Genomic DNA, 24,185 nt, shown 5'->3' on the forward strand with positions numbered 1-24,185 from the left:
GTAATCATGAACATCCTGAATAAAATAGTTGATCAAAAGAAAATAGAAGTAGAGAATGCCAAAAAGACAAGGCCCATTGAGCAGTTGATGGACATACCTATGTTCTTTGAAGCCGTTCCATCTTTAAAAAACTCAATAAGCTGTCATAGCAAAACAGGTGTTATTACCGAGTTTAAACGTCAGTCGCCCTCAAAAGGCCTTATTAACGGAACAGCTAAGGTGGAAGAGGTGGTAAAAGGCTATGAGGAGGTTGGTTCATCGGCTTTGTCGGTGCTGACTGATACGCAGTTTTTTGGTGGATGCAACGACGACTTAAGCGCTGCACGCAAGGTGACAAGCATACCAATTTTGCGCAAAGATTTTATTATTGATCCTTATCAGGTATATGAAGCTAAGGCCATTGGAGCCAGTGCAATTTTATTAATCGCTGCCATATTGGAAGAAAATCAGGCCAAAGAATTGGGTGCGTTAGCCAATTATTTGGGCATGGAGGTGTTAATGGAATTGCACGAGCCAGATGAAGCATCGCGCCTTAATGCTTTTGTTGATGTGGTGGGGATTAATAATCGTAACCTAAAAACTTTTAAGGTTGATTTGAAGCAGTCCATTGCTTTGGCCAAGTCGTTACCATCCGACAAATTAAAGATTTCGGAAAGCGGTATTCATTCGCCTAAGGATGTTCATTTTCTTAGAAGACATGGCTTTGATGGTTTTTTAATTGGCGAGAACTTTATGAAAACCGATAATCCAGGTAAGGCTTTTGCCGATTTTGCCAAAGAAATAAAGGTTAAAGAGAAAGTTTAGTAAGTCATCAGGCAGATAAAAAACTTAACGCTATTGATTAATGTGATGATGAACCAAAGCCCCAAAATAAAAGTATGTGGCATGCGCAACGACGAGAATCTTGCAGCATTGTTAGAGTTAAAGCCCGATTATGTAGGTTTTATTTTCTACGATAAATCGCCACGTTATACTGATAGTAGGCCTCAAGTGAATATTCCATCCACTGTAAAAAAAGTGGGGGTGTTTGTTAATGCCAGCGAACGAACAATTAATGAAAAGCGTATTCAGTTTGGCTTAGATATTATCCAGTTGCACGGCGATGAATCGCCCGAATTGTGTTTTTTACTTAAGCAAACAGGCGTGCAAGTGATGAAAGTGTTCAGGGTGGATGAGACTTTTGATTTTCAGCAGACTCGCCGTTACCAGGATTACTGCGATTATTTTTTGTTCGACACACAAACGAAAGCCTTTGGCGGCAGTGGTAAAAGGTTTGATTGGCGTTTGTTGAAAAATTATAACCAGGCTCGTCCGATGTTTTTAAGTGGCGGCATTGGACCCGATGATGTGAATGACATTCGCCAGATTACCGAGCTGAATATAAAAGCCATTGATGTGAACAGTAAGTTTGAAACGGAACCAGCTCTTAAGAATATAGAATTACTGTCCGAGTTTATGAGTGAAATAAGGAAAACAGAAGCATAATGAGCAAGCAAAATAAATACCATGTAGATGAGAAAGGCATGTATGGCCAGTTTGGAGGGGCTTACATTCCCGAAATGCTATATCCCAATATTGAAAACCTAAAAGCTGTTTATAAAGACATCATCGGCTCTGATGCTTTTCAAGATGAATACAAATCTTTGTTAAAAGATTATGTCGGACGCCCATCGCCTTTGTATTTGGCCAAGCGTTTATCAGAAAAATACCAAACCAATGTATATTTAAAGCGTGAGGATTTAAACCATACTGGCGCGCATAAGATAAACAACACCGTGGGGCAAATTTTAATTGCCAAACACATGGGTAAGCAACGCATTATTGCCGAAACGGGTGCTGGCCAACATGGTGTGGCAACCGCCACAGCCTGTGCTTTAATGGGTTTACAGTGCGTGGTGTACATGGGAGAGGTTGATATAGAACGTCAGGCACCGAATGTGGCTCGTATGAAGATGTTGGGCGCAGAGGTTGTTGCGGCCACTTCAGGCAGTAGAACCTTAAAGGATGCTACCAACGAAGCCTTGCGCGATTGGATTTGTAACCCTGAAGATACTTTTTATTTGATTGGTTCAGTGGTTGGGCCGCATCCATATCCTGATATGGTGGCACAATTACAAGCCGTTATCAGCGAAGAAATTAAGCTGCAGATTGCCGAGAAAACCAATAAAGATTATCCCGATTATGTGATTGCTTGTGTGGGAGGAGGCAGTAATGCAGCAGGTTCGTTTTATCATTTTTTAGACGATGAGCGTGTTCAATTGGTAGCTGTTGAGGCTTCGGGTATGGGTGTTGATTCAGGAGAAACAGCAGCAACCATTGCTAAGGGCGATAAAGGTTTGATACACGGAAGCCTTACCTTTTTAATGCAAAGCAACGATGGACAGATAACTGAGCCTTATTCTATTTCAGCAGGCTTGGATTATCCTGGTATTGGGCCGCAACATGCGCATTTGTTTGATACGGGTCGCGCACAGTTTTTGTCGGCTACCGATAAGGAGGCCTTAGATGCAGCATTGCAGTTAACACAGCTGGAGGGCATTATACCAGCCTTGGAATCGTCGCATGCTTTGGCTGCACTTGATAAAATGAGCTTTAAAAAAGACGATTCAGTGGTTATAACACTATCGGGCCGAGGAGATAAAGACATGGCGACTTATATGAAACGCTTTGGCTTTTAAGTGAATGATGATGATCGTCAACTGAGGAAGTCTAATCCATAGCTTGGATGAACTAAATAACAATGCGACCATTAAGATATTAGGTATAATAATTAAAACATAGCTGATCGTTTTTAGCAATCGGTTTTTAGCCAAATAACAATGAACAGATTACAACAACTTTTTAGCGATAAAAAAGATATATGCTCGGTTTATTACACAGCCGGCTTTCCTCAAGGCAATGATACCGTAACGGTGTTGAAAGCTCTTGAGGATGGAGGAGCCGATTTGGTAGAAATTGGGATGCCTTTTTCTGATCCTTTAGCCGATGGGCCAACTATCCAAGCCAGTAGTGAGCAGGCATTGGATAATGGCATGAGTATAAAAATACTGTTTGAGCAGTTGAAAGATGTGCGCAAGAACGTTCAAATACCCATTGTTCTCATGGGTTACTTTAATCCCGTGTTTAAATTTGGTGTTGAAAAGTTTATAGCCAAGTGTCAGTATTTAGGTATTGATGGTTTAATTATTCCGGATTTACCCTTTGATGAATATCGCGACAAGTACCAGGGTTTATTCGAGAGTGCCGGCATTGCCAATATCTTTTTAATTACTCCTCAAACTTCAAACGAGCGCATACAACTTATTGATGAGCATAGCAAAGGCTTCATTTATGTAGTTTCGTCCGCATCGGTTACAGGTGCTAAAAAAGATGTTGAGCAAAGTCAAATCGATTATTTCAACCGAGTGAATAGTCTTGGTTTATCAACACCTACCTTAATTGGTTTTGGTATTGGCGATCGCTCCACCTTTAAAACCGCCTGTGAGCATGCTTCGGGGGCTATTATTGGCAGCGCATTTGTGAAACTGTTAAGTGAAAACGGCGCCGATGCCGAACGCATTAAGCAGTTTATACAGGGTGTGAAAACAAAATAAAACGATATGAATAAAAGGCATCTAACCAATGTCTTGCATGAAAAGTAACAATAACCATAAACTAATAATCACATGCTTAATACTGCCATTATTCGCATTCATTGCCCCGATCAACAAGGGATTGTTGCCAATGTCTCTGATTTTATTAATCGACACAATGGTAATATTTTGTATCTCGATCAACACACTGATAGGGCCGAGAAACGATTTTTCATGCGTATAGAGTGGGATTTGGATGGTTTTGCATTGGCTCCTGATGAAATTGAAGCGACCTTTGAAAAGGCCATTGCTCAACCCATGCAAATGGTGTGGACTTACCATTTATCTTCGCAAACGCCACGCATGGCTGTTTTTGTGTCGCGAGCTTCGCATTGCTTGTACGACCTTTTGGCTCGCTATAGTGCCAATGAATTAAATGTCGACATTCCACTAATTATCAGTAATCATAAAGATTTAGGTGCAGTGGCTGAGCAATTCAATATTCCCTTTTACCACCTGCCCCTTAACAAAGAAAATAAAGCAGAGGTGGAAGCCGAACAACTGCGACTATGTGCCGAGCACAAGGTTGATTTCATTGTTTTAGCCCGATACATGCAAATATTATCGCCCGAGTTTAATCAGCAGTATCCGCAGCGTATCATTAATATTCATCATTCGTTTTTACCTGCATTTGCAGGAGCTAAGCCCTACCATGCAGCTCACTCACGTGGTGTAAAGCTGATTGGAGCAACTGGTCATTATGTTACATCTGATTTAGATGCTGGTCCTATTATTGAGCAGGATGTTATAAAAATATCTCATCACGATACGGTGCAAAGCCTCGTGCAAAAAGGTAAAGATGTTGAGAAAATGGTATTATCAAGGGCAGTAAGGGCGCATATCGAACGAAAGACATTGGTATATAAAAATAAAACAATCATATTCGCCTAATCAATATTAAACATCAAAAAACACAACTCATGAAGCAGTTTATAGCCTTATTAGCAATTTCATTCATAAGCTTATCAAGCATGGCACAAAAAACCGACGACCGTGGTTACCTTGTAAAAGTTGGAGACACGGCTCCCGACTTTGAAATGACATTAACCGATGGATCAAGCGTTAAGTTATCTGACCTAAGGGGTAATGTGGTGATGTTGCAATTCACTGCCAGCTGGTGTGGTGTTTGTCGTAAAGAAATGCCCCACATCGAAAAGGATATTTGGCAAGCCTATAAGGATAAAGGAGTGAAAGTTTTTGGTGTAGATAGAGATGAACCCAAAGAGAAAGCCATTGAAATGGTGAAATCTACTGGTATTACCTACCCTATGGGTTTGGATGATAATGCTGATATCTTTGGTCTTTATGCCGATAAAAAATCTGGTGTAACTCGCAATGTATTGATTAATAAAGAGGGTAAGATAATATTCTTAACGCGCCTGTTTAATAAGGAAGAGTTTGCTGCTTTGATAGAAAAGATTGGTGAGGAAGTGGAGTAGGGAATAAGTCCGAAGCACAGAGTCCGATAGACCGTATTTATCTAATTAATCTGACGTTTAAATGAAATCTTTTAGAGAAATAAAAGTGTGGCAGAAATCGATGGATTTAGTCACAGATATTTACAAAATAACAAGCAGTTTTCCTCCAGAAGAACGATTTGGATTAACTAATCAAATCAGGAGAGCTTCAGTATCAATTCCATCAAATATTGCAGAAGGCTTTGGTAGGAAATCAGATGGTGATTTTACTAGATTTTTATCCATTGCTTTAGGATCAAACTATGAAGTACAGACTCAAATAGAAATTTCTTGTAATATCGGGATATTGGATAAAAAAGAAATTTCGGGGCTTCTCAGTGAATTAGTGGAAATAGAAAAGATGCTTAAAAGCCTAAAGTCAAAATTAAAATAGATATGAACGAAATTTCTAATAGTTCAGGATCACAGTCTTCGGACTCTGGACAGCGAACTTCGGACTCTCAAAAAATTGTAATCATAAAATACAATGCTGGTAATATTCGATCGGTAAAAAATGCCTTGTTACGTCTGGGCTATGATGCCGAAATTACGGCCGATCCGGATGTGATTCGTAAAGCTGATAAGGTAATTTTTCCTGGGGTTGGCGAGGCAAGTACCACCATGGCGTATTTGCGCAAGAGTGGTTTAGACAAGTTGATTACCAGTCTAAAACAGCCAGTAATTGGAATTTGTCTGGGAATGCAATTAATGTGCAGTTTTTCCGAAGAGGGTAATGTAGATTGTCTCAATATTTTTGAGGAGAAAGTACGTAAGTTTCAAATGCCCGAGCCCAACGCAGAGAACATAAAAATTCCACACATGGGGTGGAATACTATTACTAATGTTCAATCTCCTTTGTTTGATGCATCGCTCGAAGGTGAGTACGTTTATTTTGTGCACAGCTTTTATGTGGCTATGGGCGATCATACAGCCGCTACCACCAATTATATTCATCCTTACAGCTCAGCTTTGCAAAAGGATAATTTTTACGCTACCCAATTTCATCCCGAGAAGAGTGGATCGGTTGGAGAACGTATACTAACTAACTTTTTAAAACTATAATTTGTGATGAGGAAGATTGATCTCATTCCCGCCATCGATATAATTGATGGTAAGTGTGTACGCTTAAGTCAGGGCGATTACGATAGCAAAAAAATATATAATGAAAACCCACTGGAGGTCGCTAAGGAATTTGAGGCTCATGGTATCACGCGATTACATTTAGTTGACTTGGATGGTGCAAAAGCCGGACGTATCATCAATTACAGGGTGCTGGAGCAAATAGCCGGAAAATCAAGCTTGACAATCGATTTTGGTGGAGGATTAAAAACGACCGATGATTTACGTATTGCTTTTGAGTCAGGAGCGCAAATGGTAACTGGCGGTTCCATAGCGGTGAAGAACCCAGCCGAGTTTGAAGGGTGGATTCAACAATATGGCTCAGAGAAAATTATATTGGGTGCCGATGCCAAGGATAACAAAATTGCTGTTACAGGTTGGCTCGAAGAAACGGATCAGCAGTTGATACCTTTTATCAAGGATTATGTGCAAAAAGGCATTCAGAAAGTAATTTGCACCGATATTAGTAAAGATGGCATGCTGCAGGGAGCTGCGGTGGAGCTGTATAAAAACATATTATCCGAATTGCCTGGCTTGTATTTAGTTGCCAGTGGTGGGGTTAGTAATTTGGCCGATATTGAATCGCTTGCTGAAGCAGGTATACCAGCGGTAATTTTTGGTAAGGCCATTTACGAAGGAAGAATTCAACTAAAGGAACTGGAAAGATTTATTTAAATATGCTAGCAAAACGAATTATACCATGCCTCGATATTAAAAACGGACAAACGGTTAAAGGTGTTAAGTTTGTTGAAATAAAGGAGGTGGGCGACCCAGTAGAGCTGGGTGCTTTATATGCCGAACAAGGAGCTGATGAATTAGTTTTTTTAGATATAACAGCAAGTCACGAAGGACGCAAAACCTTTGTGGATTTAGTGAAGCGCATTGCTCGAAATATTAATATTCCGTTTACCGTTGGTGGGGGTATTAGTGAGCTTAAAGATGCTGAAGTATTACTAAATGCAGGTGCCGATAAAATATCGGTTAACTCATCGGCTGTCAAAAATCCACAACTCATTAACGATCTATCGCTTAATTTCGGTAGTCAGTTTGTGGTGGTGGCCATCGATGCCAAGCACCAGCAGGGGCATGATTGGGTAGTAACTGTTAATGGAGGACGTATCCCTACCGATAAGAAGCTCTTTTCGTGGGCCAAGGAGGCTGAAGAAAGAGGAGCTGGAGAAATATTATTCACGAGCATGGATCACGACGGTGTGAAGCAGGGCTTTGCCAACGAAGCATTGGCTAAGTTAAGTGATGAATTGAGTATCCCTATTATTGCATCAGGCGGAGCAGGTTCAATGGAGCATTTTAAAGATGTATTTACACATGGTAAAGCCGATGCTGGTTTAGCTGCCAGTATCTTCCATTTTAAAGAAATACCCATTCCAGTATTAAAGGAGTATTTGAATAAAGAAGGTATTCCAATAAGATTATAAAGAAATAGTTGTTTACGACGAGTTATAAAAAGCTAAAAACATGGATTTCCAAAAATTAGGCAACGGTCTTATGCCGGCCATAATACAAGATGCAGTAACTAATAAAGTTTTAATGTTAGGTTTTATGAATGAAGAAGCCTACGAAAAGACAAAAGCAGAACGTAAAGTCACTTTCTTTTCTCGTACCAAAAATCGTTTATGGACAAAAGGTGAAGAGTCGGGAAATTTTCTTAATGTGGTATCCATGGCGATTGATTGCGATGATGATACTTTATTAATCAAGGTCAATCCTGTTGGGCCAACATGTCATAAGGGAACTGATACTTGTTGGGGCGAAGAGAACACTAGCGATGATGTCCTGTTTTTAAAAACACTTCAAGATTTTATCGATAAGCGTAAAGAGGAAATGCCAGAGGGCTCGTATACTACAAAACTCTTTACAAAAGGTGTTCGCACCATTACACAAAAAGTTGGTGAAGAAGCCATTGAAACAGTTATAGGAGCCATGGCAAACGATGATGAGAACTTTCTTTACGAGGGGGCTGATTTATTGTATCACTTAATTGTGTTGTTAACGCACAAAGGATACCGTATTGAAGATTTGGCACGAGAGTTAAAAAGTCGTCATAAATAAGGTAGGTGAATCCACAAGATATCATTAATAAATATTACTCGGTAGGTAGCCCATTGTGGGTTACCTTAACTGGGCACAGTAAAGCGGTTCGCGATAAAGCATTGGAAATTGTGCAAAAGCATCCTGAGCTTCAAGCCGACTCAGGGTTTGTTTCGGAAGCGAGCATGCTGCATGATATTGGTATCTACCTTACTCATGCTCCCGGCATTCATTGTCAAGGTAAGCATCCCTACATTTGTCACGGTTATTTGGGCCGCCAGCTGCTAGAAAAAGAGGCTTATTATAAGCATGCTTTGGTTTGCGAGCGGCATACTGGCACCGGACTTACTGTTAACGATATTCAAACACAAAGCTTACCCATTCCTCACAGGTCAATGGTACCTGTATCTATCGAGGAGCAAATTATCTGCTTTGCCGATAAATTTTACAGTAAAAGTAAAGAGTTGAGCAAAGCTAAGAGTGTGGATAAGATCATAAAATCCATGCGTAAACATGGCGATCATCAGGTAACACAATTCAAAAAATGGTGCGATTTATTTCTATAAATAGTTTATCTGCAAAAACACCTTACGCAACAAATCGCATGTTTTCCTGAATCCATACCCCAATAAAAGGTACTTTTAAGAAACGGCCTTGTATGGCTCCTACCAATCCTATTAGCCAAAGGATAAAAACACAGATTCCTATAATATTACCAATAAATCCTAGTGAGATAAAGGTTAAAATAATCTTAGTGATCGAGGCTAGGAACGAAAGAATCATTATTCCAAATGATTGGCGCAGGTGGAATAATCCCAGTTCGCTTTTAGGATTTTCATTTTGACGTAATATAAGGGCGATAACCCATCCAATAATGGTGATGTAGCTTATGCTTGAAATTAATCTGCTTTGGTCCTGCATGGTCTTGGTATTTTATTAAAAAAGTAAAGTAAGTAAAAGTTGTTTGATTTTTCCAAGGCATACTTGTGTTTGTGAAATTAATAAGTCAACTTTGTTTCACTATGATGACAATGAGCTATATATACACTTATCCGACCAGTAGCGTCTGCTATATCTTCTAAGAAGGTCGACTCATTGTAACTATTCATTTCATTTTTTATTTATCAGTTTAATTTAAGGAGGATTGTACCATGATGACACTTGCTGTTTATTCAATTGACGTGTGCGCTTGCACCAAGCTAACAAATGTGATAAACATATTTGTTCAAAGCCATTATAAGCTAAAAATACGTTTACGACAGAAACATAAAATAAAATGACTAAGCAAGATATAAAACAAGTAAAAAGAAGAGTGAGTAAACAACAACTGCAAACAATTTGGAATGATTTTGTAGCAGCCTTAAAAGGTAAAAAGCACGATTATACTAATATTCGCTTAGGTAGAGCAGTGTTTTTATTGGCCATTCCTATGGTTTTAGAAATGGTGATGGAATCGGTATTTGCTGTTGTTGATATATTTTTTGTGGGACGCTTGGGTGCCAACGCTGTGGCAACTGTTGGTATTACCGAGAGCGTACTAACCATTGTATATGCAATTGCTTTTGGTTTAAGCATGGCCACAACCGCTTTAGTCTCACGTCGAATTGGCGAAAAAGACGAAGTGACAGCTTCAAAAGAAGGCATGCAAGCCATCATAACTGGCACTGTATTGGCTCTAATAATTGCAATACCTGGTATTTTGTTCGCTAAAGATTTGCTTCGATTAATGGGAGCATCTGATATTATTGTAGAGGAATTATCAGCCTATACGTCCATCATGTTTGGTGGTAACCTGGTAATAATGTTGTTATTTATTAATAACGCCATTTTCCGTGGAGCTGGCGATGCAGCCATAGCCATGCGTGTACTATGGATAGCCAATGGTTTAAATATTGTTCTCGATCCATTGTTGATTTTTGGTATAGGACCGTTTCCTGAACTAGGTATAGCAGGAGCCGCCATAGCAACCAACATTGGTCGGGGTATAGCTGTAGCTTACCAGTTGTATGTATTATGGAATGGCAAAAGTCGGATAAAGATGAAGAATTTGCCTCTAAAGATAGATTGGCAACGTATTCGGCATTTAGTAAAAATATCCTTGGGTGGTATTGCTCAATCTTTAATTGCTACATCTAGCTGGATATTTTTGGTGCGAATCATATCACAGTTCGGCAGTGAAGTACTGGCTGGGTATACAATCGGTATTCGTATCATCTTGTTTTCTCTACTGCCGTCGTGGGGTCTCAGTAATGCTGCAGCTACACTTGTAGGACAAAATTTGGGCGCTCGTAAACCCAAAGAGGCTGAAAAAGCGGTATGGCTAGTTGCACGTAGTAACCTATTGTTTTTAGGAGGATTAAGTGTTGTGTTTATTGTTTTCCCAGCTTGGTTTGTTCAGTTTTTCAGCAACGATTTAGCGGTTATAGATGCAGGTACGAGCTGTTTGCGAATTGTAGCTTATGGTTTTGGCTTTTATGGTATTGGCATGGTTATGACCCAAGCTTTTAATGGTGCTGGCGATACACGAACGCCAACGCGTATAAATATTATCGCTTTTTGGTTGATTGAAATTCCATTAGCTTACCTCTTGGCCATGCAGTTAGGTTGGCAAGAACAAGGCGCTTTTTATGCTATTATTTTTGCAGAGGCCTGCATGACCCTTTTAGCCCTTTACCTTTTTAAAAAGGGGCGTTGGAAAAAAGAGATTGTATAGTCAAATTGCAGAGCATTTGATAGATACTATCAAATGTTCTGTTTTTATCCAATTGTGTTTTATAGATTTGGACTGATAACAAAGTATTCAATTCAAATCATACCTCATGAATTCATCATTAAATTTACTTATTCTTCTTCAAGCTAAAGGAGATAAGTTCATTGACGTGGTGTTGCCATGGTAATAAATTTATATTCATATGAATAAGTACACAATTGTGTTTTTGTTGGTTGTTCTCATTTTCTCAAGTTGTGAAAACAAAAAACAAGTAAGCACCAATCAAGAGTACGCTAATATTTCGGCGTCTGTAGTTGAAACAACAATTTCAACTCTTAAACAATTGCATCCAAGCGCTGATGCCGCATTAATTCAGCGAGGAGTTACTCATGCCGCATCACTTTGGCGAAATGTCGATGGTAGTGAGTCGGACTTTCAAAAATTCTGTGAGCAACAGTATGTAGCTGATGCCTCTCACAAAGAAGTGATGTTTGACAAGGTTAGCAGAAACTTAGAAATTTTGTATGGTCACTTTAATAAAATAGGTTTAGATCTTCAACGTCCATTGCATGAGCCAATGGGTGATATTATGGATATTGATAAAGCCTTTGGTGGTTTTAGTGCTGGCGCCCACCTTATAGAAGATTTATACCGAAATAAGATTGCTTTTGGTATTGCCTTAAACTTCCCATATTATTCATTAACTGAGAAGGAGAGTAATGCTTCGGCATGGACCAGAAAAGAATGGGCTTATGCCCGGATGGGCGATGTATTTACCGCACGTATCCCAGCTGAAATTCTTCAAAATGCTTCGGAAGTAAGTTCTGCATCCGAAATGTATATCGCCAATTACAATATACACATGGGGCAGTTGATTGATGAAAAGGGTAATCGTCCTTTCCCCGAAGATATGGTGCTATTGTCGCATTGGAACTTACGCGATGAAATTAAATCGCAGTACAGCAAAGGTGCCGAAGGTGTTCAGTTGCAGGGGATGGTTTATAACGTGATGAAACGCATCATCGATCAGAGTATTCCTCATGATGTGATTAATAGTGGCGATTATCAATGGAATCCTGCCAGCAATGAAACATTTAAAGATGGGGCTAAGGTAGATTTGCAAAGTGAACCATTTTCGCGTTACCAACAAATACTTAATAATTTTCATGCAATGCGTAAAATGGATGCGTATACCCCACTCAATACTGCGGTTAAGAGAGCTTTTGAGGGAGGAATGGAAATTACCCAAGCTGATGCAGAAAAGTTGTTTGTTGAGTTCATGTCTTCAGAAGAGCTTAAGCAAGTTGGTCAGTTGATAAAAGCGCGTTTAGGAAGAGATCTTCAACCATGGGATATTTGGTACGATGGCTTTAAGGCTCGCAGTTCAATTGATGAGGAGGCCTTAAATAAAATTACACGTTCGCGCTATCCTAACGCTAAGGCTCTGGACGATGATTTAGCCAACTTGTTATTGAAGTTAGGTTTTACAAAAGAAAAAGCTTTGTTCTTGGCTGATCGTATCGATGTTGACCCTGCACGTGGCTCAGGTCATGCCTGGGGCGCTTCAATGAAAGGTGAAACAGCCCATTTACGAACACGTATTCCAGAAAGCGGGATGGATTATAAAGGATACAATATTGCTATTCATGAGTTTGGGCATAATGTTGAACAGACTATTTCACTTTACGATGTTGATTATTACATGTTAAACGGTGTGCCAAATACAGCTTTTACAGAAGCTTTGGCATTCATTTTCCAAAAGAGAGATTTGGAATTGTTAGACATGAAAAACAATAATCCATCAAAAGAGGCTTTACAAATTCTGGATAACTTTTGGTCTACCTATGAAATTATGGGTGTTTCGCTTTTGGATCAACGTATGTGGTTATGGTTGTATGATCATCCGAATGCTAATGCTGAAGAGTTAAAAGTTGCCGTTGAAAGTTTGGCTATTGATATTTGGAATGAGTTTTATGCTCCAGTTTTTGGAGTTCAAGATCAGCCTATTTTGGCCATTTATTCACACATGATTAATAGTCCTATCTATTTATCAAATTATGCTTTTGGTCATTTAATACAATTTCAGGTTGAGCAATATTTAAAATCAGCTGATTTTGCACCAGAGGTTGAGCGCTTGTTTAAAATTGGCTCCATAACGCCAAACGCATGGATGCAAGCAGGGCTTAATGAAGATATCTCAATTAGCTCACTAATTAAGGAAGCAGGTATAGCTGCTGAACGTATAGCAAAGAATTAGAAAACGGGTTTTGATCAATAAAAAAAGGTAAGCATTATGCTTACCTTTTTTTATATCCAATTTAATATTTATTAATCTATGGCTAATTCAATCATCTTTTGCAGCTTTTTACGGCCAAAGAATATGCGGCTTTTAACAGTTCCAATTGGCATCTCCAATTGCTCAGCTATCTCTTTGTACTTATAGCCTTCCATATGCATGGTTAAGGGCTGCTTAAATTCACCTTCTAGTTTACCCATTTGTGTTCTAATTTCACCAGTGTAATGGATTACATCCGGAGTGTCGTGGGTAAAATATTTATTCGATAAGTAATTAACTTCATCAACCAACATAGGAGCCTGACGCATTTTGTACTTGCGACGGTAATTGTTGATAAACGAATTGCGCATGATGGTGTGCATCCATGCAGAGAAGTTCGTATTCATCACAAATTTTTCACGTGATGAAAGCGCTCTAAAGTTCGTTTCCTGAACAAGGTCATTTGCATCCTCCTCATTCGCTGTTAATGTAAGGGCATAGCTAAACATTTTCTGTTGAAGCCCCAATAATCGATGGTTAAATTGTTCTGCGGTCATCTTTGGGTTATTTTGTTTAACAATTTCTGGTTTCTTCAACACAATTGCTTGGGTGTTTAACAATTGTTATTTTTAAAACCAGACTTAATTTACTTATAAAACTTCATTAATGCAACCATTTACAAGTAATAGCCGCTGTAATGGTAAAGCAGTAATTAAATACTGAAATACGTAGTAAAGATGAACAAAATGCAATTAACTACCAAATTTGTTTAAGCTTTTTCGTGGGCAATTAATCATATTTGACGATATTTGTCTAAATGGTGAGGATGGTAACTTCTTGTAAGTCAGTTTTAAGTGATGTTTTTGAATAGAATTTAAATATTTTTCACATTTCTTGAAAAGAATTAATATCACCTGTGGGTTGTATTATAATGTTTATTAAAAGCGATATTTATCGTGTTTATCTAATAATAAAAGTCTCAAATTTGTTTTTTGATCCAATAAACGATTAAGATATGGTATGGGTGTAATTAAAAAAATATATCATTTTTATTTAGATGGGTTTATGACTTTGTCGCCATGGGCCCGAACCTTATGGGTAATTATTTTAGTAAAACTGTTTATCATGTTTGCTGTATTGCGCTTGTTCTTCTTTAGAGATACCTTAAAAAATAAATACACTAATGATGAAGAACGTGCCAATCATGTAATAGAAGAATTAATAAGTAGATAATAATATATAGACAGATGTTTGAAAACATTGATTGGGCGCTCGTCAACTGGTCACGAGCGCAATTTGCTTTAACAGCCATGTTTCATTGGTTGTTTGTTCCTTTAACCTTAGGCTTGAGTTTTATAATTGCTTTTATGGAAACGATATACGTTAAAACGGGAGATCCCGAATGGAAACGTATAACGAAATTCTGGATGAAGCTGTTCGGTATTAACTTTGCCATTGGGGTAGCAACAGGTATTATATTGGAGTTTGAATTTGGTACCAACTGGTCGAACTATTCATGGTTTGTGGGTGATATTTTTGGAGCACCCTTGGCTATTGAAGGTATCATGGCCTTTTTTATGGAAAGTACCTTTATCGCGGTTATGTTTTTTGGTTGGGGAAAAGTGAGCAAGAGGTTTCATTTAACAGCAACCTGGCTTACTGCTGTGGGAGCCAATCTATCTGCTTTATGGATATTGGTAGCCAATGCATGGATGCAAAACCCCGTTGGCATGAAGTTTAACCCGGAAACGGCACGTAATGAAATGCATAATTTTTGGGATGTTCTTCTGTCGCCTTCAGCGGTTAGTAAGTTTTTGCATACGACAACATCGGGTTATGTGTTGGCAGCTGTTTTTGTGGTTGGCATCAGTAGCTGGTTTATGCTCAAGAAACGACATATTCTTTTTGCCAAAAGAAGCATTGTGATAGCTGCAATCTTTGGTTTTGTTTCATCGATAATGCTTATTGCATCTGGTGATGGTTCGGCGCGTGATGTAGCCAAAACACAACCCATGAAGTTTGCTGCAATGGAGTCGTTATATGAAGGGCAAACCCAGGCGCCACTAATAGCCATTGGGTTATTTGGTAAAGAGCATGATGATCCAATGCATCGTGGTTCAGATCAAGAGTTTTTAATGAAAATAGAGATTCCAAATATGCTCTCTTATTTGGCCTTTTTGGAAGTGGATGCTTTTGTTCCGGGTATAAAAGACTTGGTATTGGGTAATGAGCAGCATAATATCATGTCGTATAAAGAAAAGATATTGCGTGGATATGAAGCTCAACAAACTCTAAGGGCTTTTAAAGATGCCAAGGGTGTTGACGAATTAGAATATCAACGCTTAAAAGCTAAATTTGATGATGAAGTTTGGGTGGAGAATTACTTTCGATATTTTGGATATGGTAATTATTACGATCCAAATCCAGAACAATTAGAACTCAATGCCTTTAAAATAGTTCCTCCTATTTCGTTGTCTTTTTATGCGTTTCATATTATGGTAGTTTTAGGCGGCCATTTTATGTTGCTGTTTATGGTGGTGTTGTGGCTTACCTATCGTAAGAAGTTAGAGTCAAACAAAGTTGTGCTCTACACTGCCTTATGGACAATTCCTTTGGCATACATTGCAAGTCAGTCTGGTTGGATTGTTGCTGAAGTTGGGCGTCAACCATGGGTAATACAGGATTTAATGCCTACAATGACGGCTGTTTCAAAAATTGATACTAGCTCGGTGATGATTACATTTTGGTTATTTACCATCACATTTGTGGCTTTGGCAGTTGCCGAAGTAAGGATTATGGTAAAGCAAATTAAAAACGGACCTAAAGAAGGAGGACACAACTAATGTTTGGAGATTTATCACATTTAGTACTACAACAATATTGGTGGATAATTGTATCGCTCTTAGGTGCCTTGCTTGTTTTTTTAATGTTTGTACAGGGTGGACAAACATTGATTTATACCATTGGAAAAACACCTATGCAACGCACCATGTTAGTAAATACATTAGGTCGTAAGTGGGAGTTTACCTTTACTACTTTGGTAACTTTTGGAGGAGCTTTTTTCGCTTCTTTTCCACTTTTCTATAGTACCAGCTTTGGCGGTGCTTATTGGGTTTGGATGGCCATACTATTTGCGTTTGTTTTGCAAGCCATTGCCTATGAGTTTCGCTCACGGCCTAATAATGCATTTGGATCTCGTACCTACGAAACATTCCTGTTGATAAACGGGCTGTTGGGTACCATTTTAATAGGTACTGCCGTAGCAACATTTTTTACCGGTTCGGCCTTCTCTGTAAATGATATGAATCAATCGCAGTGGGAGTTAAAATCACATGGTTTAGAAGCTGCTTTAAACCTGCATAACTTATCATTAGGTTTGGCAGTTTTCTTTTTGGCGCGCGTATTAGGTTTGTTGTATTTTATGAACAGTGTTAATGATCAGGATATTTTTGTAAGAGCCAGGAAACACCTTGTTTATAATGGCGTTCCTTTTCTTGTATTTTTTCTGACATTTGTTATTTGGTTGATGCTGCGCGATGGCTTTGCTGTTAATCCTCAAACACAGGAAGTATTTATGGAGCCTTTTAAATATTGGCATAACCTTGTTTCGATGCCTCTTGTATTTATCTTGTTTGTGCTTGGTGTAGTAGGTGTTTTGCTTGGCTTGGTGGGCAGTATTGTGCGTCAGGATTGTACCAAAGGTATTTGGGCATCGGGAATTGGAACTGTACTTACGGTATTTAGTTTATTTCTGTTGGCTGGTTTTAATAATACATCGTTTTATCCATCAACGTTTGACTTGCAAAGTTCTTTAACGATCAAAAATTCATCATCGAGCCATTTTACATTAACAACAATGAGTTATGCATCGCTAATGGTGCCATTTGTGTTTGGATATATTTGGTATGTTTGGAAAGCCATGAACAACAAGCCAATTGATGAGGATGAGATGAAGTCAGATGATGTACACGTTTATTAATTATTTATTATGCAATATTTACACGAAATAGGATGGTATATGGCCTTACCAATTACCATTATAGTTAGTTACTATGCGGTACTTTGGGGAATTAAAAAATTTGAAAAGTTACCACAGGCTCAAAAGGAAACTAAGGAAGATTAAACAAAAAATCCCGTTGCCATGCAACGGGATCTTTTTATGCTTCTAATTTATGTTGTTTACTTGATCCCAAGTATCCATTTGGCGCAAGAAATAGCAATGTAATACAGAATGATGGCTGCTATGCCTCCAACGCCTAATAATGCAATTAGTATAGCTGCTAATATAAGAAGTACAAAACGCTCTTTGTTTTCAGCCCATTTCATGTTTTTGAATTTTAATGAAAACATTGGCACCTCACTGATGAGTAAAGCGCAAAATACACCAATGATAACAAGAATGATGGCAGGAGATAACCAGCTAAACCATTCAGGTTTTTGCATAAACTGGTAGGCAAAGGCTGCCGTAAAAATACCAGTAGCCGTTGTTGTTAAGCCAATAAAGTTTTCCGATTGGCGGGTGTCAACATTAAATTTGGCCAAACGAAGGGCTGCAAATGCCACCATGGTAAATGGCAATAGAACAAGTATTTGTTGTGGAGTTTCCAGGCTAAAAAAATCGGTGGTGTAACTATTGCTTAATTGAAATTTTATAAGCGTAGACCAAATGGCTGCTGGAGCCGCTCCAAAGCTAATGAGATCGGCTAATGAGTCCAGCTCTTTCCCCATATCGCTATATGCCTTAAGAGCACGTGCAGCAAATCCATCTCCAAAATCAAATAGTGCACCAATGAAAATTAGCCATATGGCTGTTGTTATGTGACCATTTATGGCAAAGAAAACGGCTAGGATGCCGCATAAAACATTAAGGCTGGTTAAGAAATTGGGAATATGTTGCTTTATACTCATGTCACTGCATTTTGTTATTTGTGCTCGAAATTAAAGGAATAGTAAAGAGAAACAAAATTTTGATAAAGCTATTAAGCTTCGCACACCTAGGGGCGGAGTATTCTTATTGAGTAATTTATTACTTAAAAAGTTTTTTCATTGATGCATGACATCTATTTTTGTCCTAAATAATAATGTATTTAATTTATGTGGACGAAAGATTTATCCGTTGATAATAAGGTAATAGATAAGGAGCACCAGCAGTTGTTTGCTTTAATCGATAATTTTTATGCTGGTATTAAAGATAATTCGCCAAGGGAGCGATTAGAAGAGTTGATTTTAGGTTTGGTGGATTACACCAAGATTCACTTTAAAAACGAGGAGGATTACATGGTAGAAATCAATTATCCTGACTTGGCGAAGCATCAAGCCTTGCACCAGTCTTTCATTGATAAGGTCAATAACTATTATGAAAGATTGAAAAATGGAAAGTTGATTTTGTCCATTGAAGTAACGAATTATTTGAAAGATTGGTTGGTGAACCATATCAAGGGTTCCGATCAGCAATATGCCGCTTTCGTAATGAAGTAAAAGCTGATTTTTGTCACTTAACTTTTAATTAATGTAAAAAATAGGCGCATATATTTGTGATTGTAAATATTGAGGCTACATTTGTATCGAATTAGAAAAACAAAGACATGCAAAATTTTATTCATCATCATGATTATGTATTCTTCCAAAACTGGTAGGCGGTGATAGATGTGTAAAAACTAAAATATCAACAAAGGCTTATCAGAAATGATAAGCCTTTTTTTATTACTTATAATCATGACAACAAAACAATTCCATATGCACCATCATCATTACTTATTCCCTCGGATGAGCTGATAGATTGTATGTGTAATTGAAACAATAATAGGCTTATCCATAAATGGGTAAGCCTTTTTTTATAACTGATAATAATTTAAACAAACATAACATGGAAACGAAATTACGAATTGCTCTGCAAAAGAAAGGTCGCTTAAACGAAGACTCAATGAAACTGCTAAAAGAGGCAGGTATTAAATTTAACGTTGGTAGTGGTAAGTTAGTTGCCTCATCGCCTAATTTCCCAATTGAAGTATTATTTCTTCGCGATGATGATATTCCGCAAACAGTTGCTGACGATGTGGCTGATATAGGTATTGTCGGTGAAAATGAAATGGCCGAAAAAGGCTTTGAGTTAAACATTGTTAAGCGTTTAGGTTTTAGTAAATGCCGTTTATCATTGGCGATACCAAAGGCTGACGAATACACTGGTTTGAGTTACTTCGAAGGGAAAAAGGTAGCCACTTCCTACCCCGTTATTTTAAAGAAGTACTTTAAAGAACAGAAGATAAATGCAGAGATACATGAAATTGCAGGTTCGGTAGAGATCGCTCCTGGTATTGGTTTGGCCGATGGTATTTTTGACATTGTTAGTTCAGGAAGTACACTGGTAGCCAATCGACTTAAAGAGGTAGACGTGGCTATGAAATCGGAAGCTCTTTTGGTATCGGGTTCCAACTTATCAGCCGAAAAACAAGCTTTATTAGACGAGTTGTTGTTTAGAATCAATTCGGTAATGGCGGCCAGCTCAACTAAATATATTTTAATGAACGTACCGAACGATAAGGTAAGCGAAATTGTTAAGGTATTACCAGGTATGAAAAGCCCTACGGTTCTTCCATTGGCAGAAGAGGGCTGGAGCTCGGTGCACTCGGTTATTCAGGAAAAGGAGTTTTGGGCCATTATTGGTCAGTTAAGAGCTTTAGGTGCCGAAGGACTGTTAGTGGTGCCAATTGAGAAAATGATACTGTAGTACATCCGATGCTACTATATCAATCGTTCTCAAAGTGAAATAATTTGTTATTGAAATATCCCAATAAAGGGAGTAGTTATTGGCCTAGGCTAAGAGCTATAAGCCTTATAGAATATGCAAAAAATACTTTACCCCCCAAAGAATCAGTGGAGCCAGTTATTGGAACGACCCGATAATGGTTTGGAAGATGTGTACGATACAGCTCGAGGCGTTTTAGACGATGTGCAGCGTAATGGCGATGCGGCTCTGATTAAATACACCAGTATTTTTGATGGAGTGCAGTTAAGTCAATTGCAGGTTTCGCAAGAAGAAGTGGATGAGGCCTGCATGCAGGTAAGTTGTAACTTGAAAGATGCCATTTTGGTGGCCAAGAAAAACATTGAAATCTTTCACCAGGCACAAAAGCAGCAGCGCGAAGTGGTGGAGACCATGCCTGGGGTTCAGTGTTGGCAAAAATCAGTGGCCATCGAAAAAGTGGGTTTATATATCCCTGGTGGTACAGCTCCTTTGTTTTCAACCGTACTAATGTTGGGTATTCCTGCTCAAATTGCTGGATGCAAAGAGGTCGTATTATGCACACCTGCCAATAAAGAGGGGAAAGTAGATCCTGCCATATTGTATGCTGCATCCTTGGTGGAGGTAAGTCGTATTTATAAATTGGGAGGTATTCAGGCGATTGGAGCCATGGCTTACGGAACCGAGACCGTGCCCTCTGTCGCCAAAATTTTTGGACCAGGCAATCGATTTGTAACAGCAGCCAAGCAATTGGTAAGTCTAAAGGATGTGGCCATTGATATGCCGGCAGGTCCATCGGAGGTTATGGTAATGGCCGATGAAAGTGCCGATGCTGCTTTTATTGCTTCAGATTTATTGTCGCAGGCCGAGCATGGTGCCGATTCGCAGGTTATTTTTGTTACCAATAATGAGAACATGCTACGCGAGGTGGAGGAAGAAGTAGAAAAACAACTGGAGGAATTGCCTCGCAAAGAGATTGCCAAAAAAGCTTTGGATAATAGCCGTTTAATTGTTCTGAATGATGCCGATGAGATGCTGGATATGTGCAATCAATATGCGCCTGAGCACTTAATTATCTCCATGCGCGATGATGAGCTTATTGGTAATAAAGTTGTGAATGCAGGGTCGGTATTTTTAGGCAATTACTCGCCCGAAAGTGCTGGTGATTATGCATCGGGTACCAATCACACCCTACCAACGCATGGTTACGCCAATGCTTTTAGTGGTGTTAACCTCGATAGCTATATGAAGAAAATTACTTTTCAAAAGATTAGTGCTTTTGGCTTGGCTAAACTGGGACCATCCATTGAAATAATGGCTGAGGCTGAACAGTTAATGGCCCATAAAAATGCGGTTACTGTCCGTTTAAAGAAAATGAATGTGTAATGATAAAATTATAAGTATCAGGATGAAAGACACAAGATGATTTACATTCTGGGAATTGTCTTGATACCTGATACTTAAATCTTGATACTTAAGATATGAAACCACTTACTCAACTCTTACGACCCAATATTATTAACCTCAAACCTTACTCATCGGCACGCGATGAGTATACTGGTGGGGCGGCTGTCTTTTTAGATGCCAATGAAAACCCATATAACGAACCTTACAATCGATATCCTGATCCTTATCAGCGTAAGCTAAAGGAGTGCATTGCTAGTTTGAAGAATGTAGAAGCGAAGCAAATATTTTTGGGTAACGGCAGCGACGAACCCATTGATTTATTGTTTAGAGCCTTTTGTCAACCAGGCATTGATAACATTGTGTCCATCGATCCAACCTACGGGATGTACCAGGTGGCGGCTGATATCAACAATGTGGAAGTGCGCAAAGTGTTGTTAACGCAGGACTTTGAGTTGGATGTGGAAAGCTTGCTTGCGCGTTGCGACGATCAAACGAAACTTCTGTTTATTTGTTCGCCCAACAATCCGACTGGTAACTGCTTTAGGGAGGAGGATATGATTAATCTGCTTAAACGTTTTGAAGGCATAGTGGTGATTGATGAGGCCTATATTGACTTTGCTCCTGATAAAAGCCTCTTGAAGAATCTTGGTAAATACGAGAATCTGGTGCTTTTGCAAACCTTTTCAAAAGCATGGGGCATGGCAGGCATTCGATTGGGGATGGCCTTTGCTTCGCCCGAAATTGTACAGGTATTAAGCAATATTAAATATCCTTATAACATCAATACCCTTACCCAGCAAACGGCTTTGGAGCTATTGGAAAAGGAATCGGAGAAAAAATATTGGGTTGAGCAATTGTTGAAAGAGCGTGATCGCATGCAGAATGCTCTGAATGATTTCTCATTTACTGTTAGGGTGTATCCATCTGATGCCAATTATTTATTGGTGAAAGTGAACGATGCCAAAGCCGTATATGACTTTTTGGTGAGTAAGAAAATCATCATACGCGATCGTTCATCGGTTTCTTTGTGTAAGGGATGCTTGAGAATGACCATTGGGCAGCCAGCTGAGAATAGTTTGTTGTTGGAGGCTTTAACAATGTATGAGAAATAATCATAGGTATAAGTATCATGAACTATTACTATTCTTAACCAAGTTTCAAAAAGTTTTTTGCTAGAAGCCAGTAACTATAAGCTTATTAAAATGAAAAAAATACTCTTTATAGATCGTGACGGAACACTTATCAATGAGCCGCCCATCGATTACCAGGTCGACAGTCTTGAGAAACTGGAGTTTTATCCAGGTGTATTTCAAAACTTGTCGAAAATTACCGATTTACTCGATTTTGAATTGGTCATGGTTACCAATCAGGATGGATTGGGAACCGATTCGTTTCCTGAAAATACCTTTTGGCCTGCTCAAAACAAGATGTTGAAAACATTAGAGAACGAAGGAATTGTATTCGATGATATTTTAATCGATCGATCTTTTCCAGAGGATAATGCACCCACACGAAAGCCACGCACTGGTTTGTTAACCAAATATATGAACGGCGATTACGATTTGGCCAATTCATTTGTTTTGGGCGATCGCATTACCGATGTGGAGTTGGCTAAAAATATCGGGTGTAAGGCTATCTTTTTAAAAGATGGAGATGAAGCCACGTCACAACTTAGCAGTTCAAAGCTCTCTGAAGTTTGTGCCTTGTCATCAACTAGCTGGAGTGATATTGCCAACTTCTTGTTTTTAACCGAACGCTCAGCCACCATCGAGCGCAACACCGCAGAAACAAAAATTAAAGTATCCATTAATTTGGATGGAGAAGGGCGATGTGATATCAGTACTGGGCTTAACTTTTTTGATCACATGCTGGAGCAGATTGGTCGTCATTCGGGTTGTGACCTTGCCATTGCTGTTGATGGCGATTTAAAAGTGGATGAACACCATACCATTGAAGACACCGCCATAGTACTTGGCGAAGCGCTTAAAAAGGCTTTGGGCGATAAACGTGGTATTGAACGTTATGGTTTTTGCCTGCCAATGGATGATTGTCTGGCACAGGTGGCTCTTGATTTTGGTGGTCGCGCATGGTTAATGTGGGAAGCCGATTTTAAACGCGAGATGATTGGCGATATGCCCACCGAAATGTTCTATCATTTCTTCAAAAGTTTTTCCGATGCAGCTGCATGTAACCTAAACATCAAAGCTGAAGGACGAAATGAACACCATAAAATAGAAGGCATCTTTAAAGCCTTGGCTAGAGCCATAAAAGCAGCCATTCGTAAAGATCCTTACAATAATCGTTTACCTAGTACTAAGGAGATGTTGTAGTCTGTCCTTGAAAGTTCCTTAAAAGGGCAAAAAGGGTCTGTTTAATTATATGACGGGTCTTGGGAATTCAAATGAATCTCTTGAAAGACAAGTTCATAAACTGTTATTACGAAGTGCTTTCAAGTGCGTGGAAGAACAAAGGAAGCTAGATGTCAGTTTTTGACATCTAGCTTTATATTTATGGTTTTATTTCAAATGCTTTGTCTTCTGTATTTTCATCATCAACAATGTCAATCTGTTCGGTTTTTACCTCGATAAACTCATCTTTTTTGTTGTTGCCCGATAATGGTATTGCCCCACCAATACCAATGCCAATCGTTGCGAGCAATTCCCCCTATAAACCCATAGTATTGATTTAAAACTAAGGTAATCAATACTTTTTAAGTTAATTGATTTCTGAAGCTAACGGGAGTACCTTTACGTTATGCTCTATGCAAGGCCGATCTTTAAAGTGTTGCTCATAA

General features: G+C 38.9%; 27 protein-coding genes. 23 read left to right on the forward strand and 4 right to left on the reverse strand.

Annotation, left to right across the window (positions count from 1 at the left end; translation table 11 throughout):
• Positions 1 to 6 precede the first annotated feature (6 nt).
• The 12 genes from trpC to FNN09_RS02890 all read left to right on the forward strand — a co-directional run bounded on the left by trpC (position 7) and on the right by FNN09_RS02890 (position 8,823).
• On the forward strand, positions 7 to 804 hold the full coding sequence (gene trpC / locus FNN09_RS02835) for an indole-3-glycerol phosphate synthase TrpC (RefSeq protein ID WP_143299961.1): 798 nt from the start codon (positions 7 to 9) through the stop codon (positions 802 to 804).
• A gap of 81 nt (positions 805 to 885) precedes the next feature.
• Complete coding sequence (locus FNN09_RS02840) at positions 886 to 1,485, forward strand: phosphoribosylanthranilate isomerase (RefSeq protein WP_255433981.1); 600 nt, start codon at positions 886 to 888, stop codon at positions 1,483 to 1,485.
• Positions 1,485 to 2,678, forward strand: coding sequence for a tryptophan synthase subunit beta (gene trpB / locus FNN09_RS02845; RefSeq protein WP_143299962.1), 1,194 nt, complete (start codon positions 1,485 to 1,487; stop codon positions 2,676 to 2,678). The genes FNN09_RS02840 and trpB overlap by 1 nt, the downstream gene beginning before the upstream one ends.
• A gap of 141 nt (positions 2,679 to 2,819) precedes the next feature.
• Complete coding sequence (gene trpA / locus FNN09_RS02850) at positions 2,820 to 3,593, forward strand: tryptophan synthase subunit alpha (RefSeq protein WP_143299963.1); 774 nt, start codon at positions 2,820 to 2,822, stop codon at positions 3,591 to 3,593.
• Positions 3,594 to 3,665: 72 nt separating this feature from the next.
• Positions 3,666 to 4,523: a formyltetrahydrofolate deformylase gene (gene purU / locus FNN09_RS02855; protein ID WP_143299964.1), complete on the forward strand. Its 858-nt coding sequence runs from the start codon at positions 3,666 to 3,668 to the stop codon at positions 4,521 to 4,523.
• A gap of 29 nt (positions 4,524 to 4,552) precedes the next feature.
• Complete coding sequence (locus FNN09_RS02860; RefSeq protein WP_143299965.1) at positions 4,553 to 5,071, forward strand: TlpA disulfide reductase family protein; 519 nt, start codon at positions 4,553 to 4,555, stop codon at positions 5,069 to 5,071.
• 61 nt (positions 5,072 to 5,132) lie between these two features.
• Positions 5,133 to 5,483: a four helix bundle protein gene (locus FNN09_RS02865; protein ID WP_143299966.1), complete on the forward strand. Its 351-nt coding sequence runs from the start codon at positions 5,133 to 5,135 to the stop codon at positions 5,481 to 5,483.
• Positions 5,484 to 5,485: 2 nt separating this feature from the next.
• Positions 5,486 to 6,151: an imidazole glycerol phosphate synthase subunit HisH gene (gene hisH / locus FNN09_RS02870; RefSeq protein ID WP_143299967.1), complete on the forward strand. Its 666-nt coding sequence runs from the start codon at positions 5,486 to 5,488 to the stop codon at positions 6,149 to 6,151.
• 6 nt (positions 6,152 to 6,157) lie between these two features.
• A complete protein-coding gene (gene hisA / locus FNN09_RS02875) occupies positions 6,158 to 6,883 on the forward strand; it encodes a 1-(5-phosphoribosyl)-5-[(5-phosphoribosylamino)methylideneamino]imidazole-4-carboxamide isomerase (RefSeq protein WP_143299992.1) in 726 nt (241 codons plus the stop codon).
• Between the two features lie 2 nt (positions 6,884 to 6,885).
• Positions 6,886 to 7,644, forward strand: a complete 759-nt coding sequence (gene hisF / locus FNN09_RS02880; protein WP_143299968.1) for an imidazole glycerol phosphate synthase subunit HisF — start codon at positions 6,886 to 6,888, stop codon at positions 7,642 to 7,644.
• A gap of 40 nt (positions 7,645 to 7,684) precedes the next feature.
• Positions 7,685 to 8,278: a bifunctional phosphoribosyl-AMP cyclohydrolase/phosphoribosyl-ATP diphosphatase HisIE gene (gene hisIE, locus FNN09_RS02885; protein WP_143299969.1), complete on the forward strand. Its 594-nt coding sequence runs from the start codon at positions 7,685 to 7,687 to the stop codon at positions 8,276 to 8,278.
• Positions 8,279 to 8,283: 5 nt separating this feature from the next.
• Complete coding sequence (locus FNN09_RS02890; RefSeq protein WP_143299970.1) at positions 8,284 to 8,823, forward strand: phosphohydrolase; 540 nt, start codon at positions 8,284 to 8,286, stop codon at positions 8,821 to 8,823.
• 22 nt (positions 8,824 to 8,845) lie between these two features.
• Here the strand turns inward: FNN09_RS02890 and FNN09_RS02895 are convergent, their stop codons facing one another.
• Positions 8,846 to 9,178: a hypothetical protein gene (locus tag FNN09_RS02895; protein ID WP_143299971.1), complete on the reverse strand. Its 333-nt coding sequence runs from the start codon at positions 9,176 to 9,178 to the stop codon at positions 8,846 to 8,848.
• A gap of 355 nt (positions 9,179 to 9,533) precedes the next feature.
• Between FNN09_RS02895 and FNN09_RS02900 the strand changes: the two genes are divergently transcribed.
• Together FNN09_RS02900 and FNN09_RS02905 are read left to right on the forward strand one after the other, a co-directional pair.
• Positions 9,534 to 10,970 (forward strand): MATE family efflux transporter, encoded by a 1,437-nt coding sequence (locus FNN09_RS02900; RefSeq protein WP_143299972.1) that lies wholly within the window; start codon positions 9,534 to 9,536, stop codon positions 10,968 to 10,970.
• 199 nt (positions 10,971 to 11,169) lie between these two features.
• Positions 11,170 to 13,224, forward strand: coding sequence for a hypothetical protein (locus tag FNN09_RS02905; RefSeq protein WP_143299973.1), 2,055 nt, complete (start codon positions 11,170 to 11,172; stop codon positions 13,222 to 13,224).
• A gap of 71 nt (positions 13,225 to 13,295) precedes the next feature.
• On the opposite strand, the gene FNN09_RS02910 is transcribed toward FNN09_RS02905, so the two are convergent.
• Positions 13,296 to 13,799, reverse strand: a complete 504-nt coding sequence (locus FNN09_RS02910) for a sigma-70 family RNA polymerase sigma factor (protein ID WP_143299974.1) — start codon at positions 13,797 to 13,799, stop codon at positions 13,296 to 13,298.
• A 463-nt stretch (positions 13,800 to 14,262) separates the two neighbouring features.
• Between FNN09_RS02910 and FNN09_RS02915 the strand changes: the two genes are divergently transcribed.
• The 4 genes from FNN09_RS02915 to FNN09_RS21440 are packed head-to-tail and all read left to right on the forward strand — an operon-like array spanning position 14,263 to position 17,365.
• Positions 14,263 to 14,475, forward strand: a complete 213-nt coding sequence (locus FNN09_RS02915) for a DUF4492 domain-containing protein (protein ID WP_143299975.1) — start codon at positions 14,263 to 14,265, stop codon at positions 14,473 to 14,475.
• A 14-nt stretch (positions 14,476 to 14,489) separates the two neighbouring features.
• On the forward strand, positions 14,490 to 16,085 hold the full coding sequence (locus FNN09_RS02920) for a cytochrome ubiquinol oxidase subunit I (protein WP_143299976.1): 1,596 nt from the start codon (positions 14,490 to 14,492) through the stop codon (positions 16,083 to 16,085).
• A complete protein-coding gene (locus FNN09_RS02925; RefSeq protein ID WP_143299977.1) occupies positions 16,085 to 17,221 on the forward strand; it encodes a cytochrome d ubiquinol oxidase subunit II in 1,137 nt (378 codons plus the stop codon). The genes FNN09_RS02920 and FNN09_RS02925 overlap by 1 nt, the downstream gene beginning before the upstream one ends.
• Before the next feature lie 9 nt (positions 17,222 to 17,230).
• Positions 17,231 to 17,365 (forward strand): hypothetical protein, encoded by a 135-nt coding sequence (locus tag FNN09_RS21440; RefSeq protein WP_255433982.1) that lies wholly within the window; start codon positions 17,231 to 17,233, stop codon positions 17,363 to 17,365.
• 56 nt (positions 17,366 to 17,421) lie between these two features.
• Here the strand turns inward: FNN09_RS21440 and FNN09_RS02930 are convergent, their stop codons facing one another.
• Positions 17,422 to 18,150, reverse strand: coding sequence for a phosphatidylcholine/phosphatidylserine synthase (locus FNN09_RS02930; RefSeq protein WP_143299978.1), 729 nt, complete (start codon positions 18,148 to 18,150; stop codon positions 17,422 to 17,424).
• A gap of 186 nt (positions 18,151 to 18,336) precedes the next feature.
• On the opposite strand from FNN09_RS02930, the gene FNN09_RS02935 reads away from it, so the two are divergent.
• The 5 genes from FNN09_RS02935 to hisB all read left to right on the forward strand — a co-directional run bounded on the left by FNN09_RS02935 (position 18,337) and on the right by hisB (position 23,721).
• Positions 18,337 to 18,720 (forward strand): bacteriohemerythrin, encoded by a 384-nt coding sequence (locus FNN09_RS02935; RefSeq protein ID WP_255433983.1) that lies wholly within the window; start codon positions 18,337 to 18,339, stop codon positions 18,718 to 18,720.
• A 388-nt stretch (positions 18,721 to 19,108) separates the two neighbouring features.
• Positions 19,109 to 19,969 (forward strand): ATP phosphoribosyltransferase, encoded by an 861-nt coding sequence (gene hisG, locus FNN09_RS02940; protein ID WP_143299979.1) that lies wholly within the window; start codon positions 19,109 to 19,111, stop codon positions 19,967 to 19,969.
• Positions 19,970 to 20,083: 114 nt separating this feature from the next.
• Positions 20,084 to 21,370 (forward strand): histidinol dehydrogenase, encoded by a 1,287-nt coding sequence (gene hisD, locus FNN09_RS02945; RefSeq protein WP_143299980.1) that lies wholly within the window; start codon positions 20,084 to 20,086, stop codon positions 21,368 to 21,370.
• A 95-nt stretch (positions 21,371 to 21,465) separates the two neighbouring features.
• Complete coding sequence (gene hisC / locus FNN09_RS02950; RefSeq protein WP_143299981.1) at positions 21,466 to 22,503, forward strand: histidinol-phosphate transaminase; 1,038 nt, start codon at positions 21,466 to 21,468, stop codon at positions 22,501 to 22,503.
• A 90-nt stretch (positions 22,504 to 22,593) separates the two neighbouring features.
• Positions 22,594 to 23,721, forward strand: a complete 1,128-nt coding sequence (gene hisB / locus FNN09_RS02955; RefSeq protein WP_143299982.1) for a bifunctional histidinol-phosphatase/imidazoleglycerol-phosphate dehydratase HisB — start codon at positions 22,594 to 22,596, stop codon at positions 23,719 to 23,721.
• 178 nt (positions 23,722 to 23,899) lie between these two features.
• Here hisB and FNN09_RS21070 read toward each other — a convergent pair whose 3' ends face one another.
• Entirely contained in the window at positions 23,900 to 24,049 is a 150-nt protein-coding gene (locus tag FNN09_RS21070; RefSeq protein ID WP_185968831.1) for a hypothetical protein, read from the reverse strand.
• Between the last annotated feature and the right edge of the window lie 136 nt (positions 24,050 to 24,185).

This window comes from Carboxylicivirga sp. M1479 (genome assembly GCF_007097485.1).
Taxonomy (GTDB): domain Bacteria; phylum Bacteroidota; class Bacteroidia; order Bacteroidales; family Marinilabiliaceae; genus Carboxylicivirga.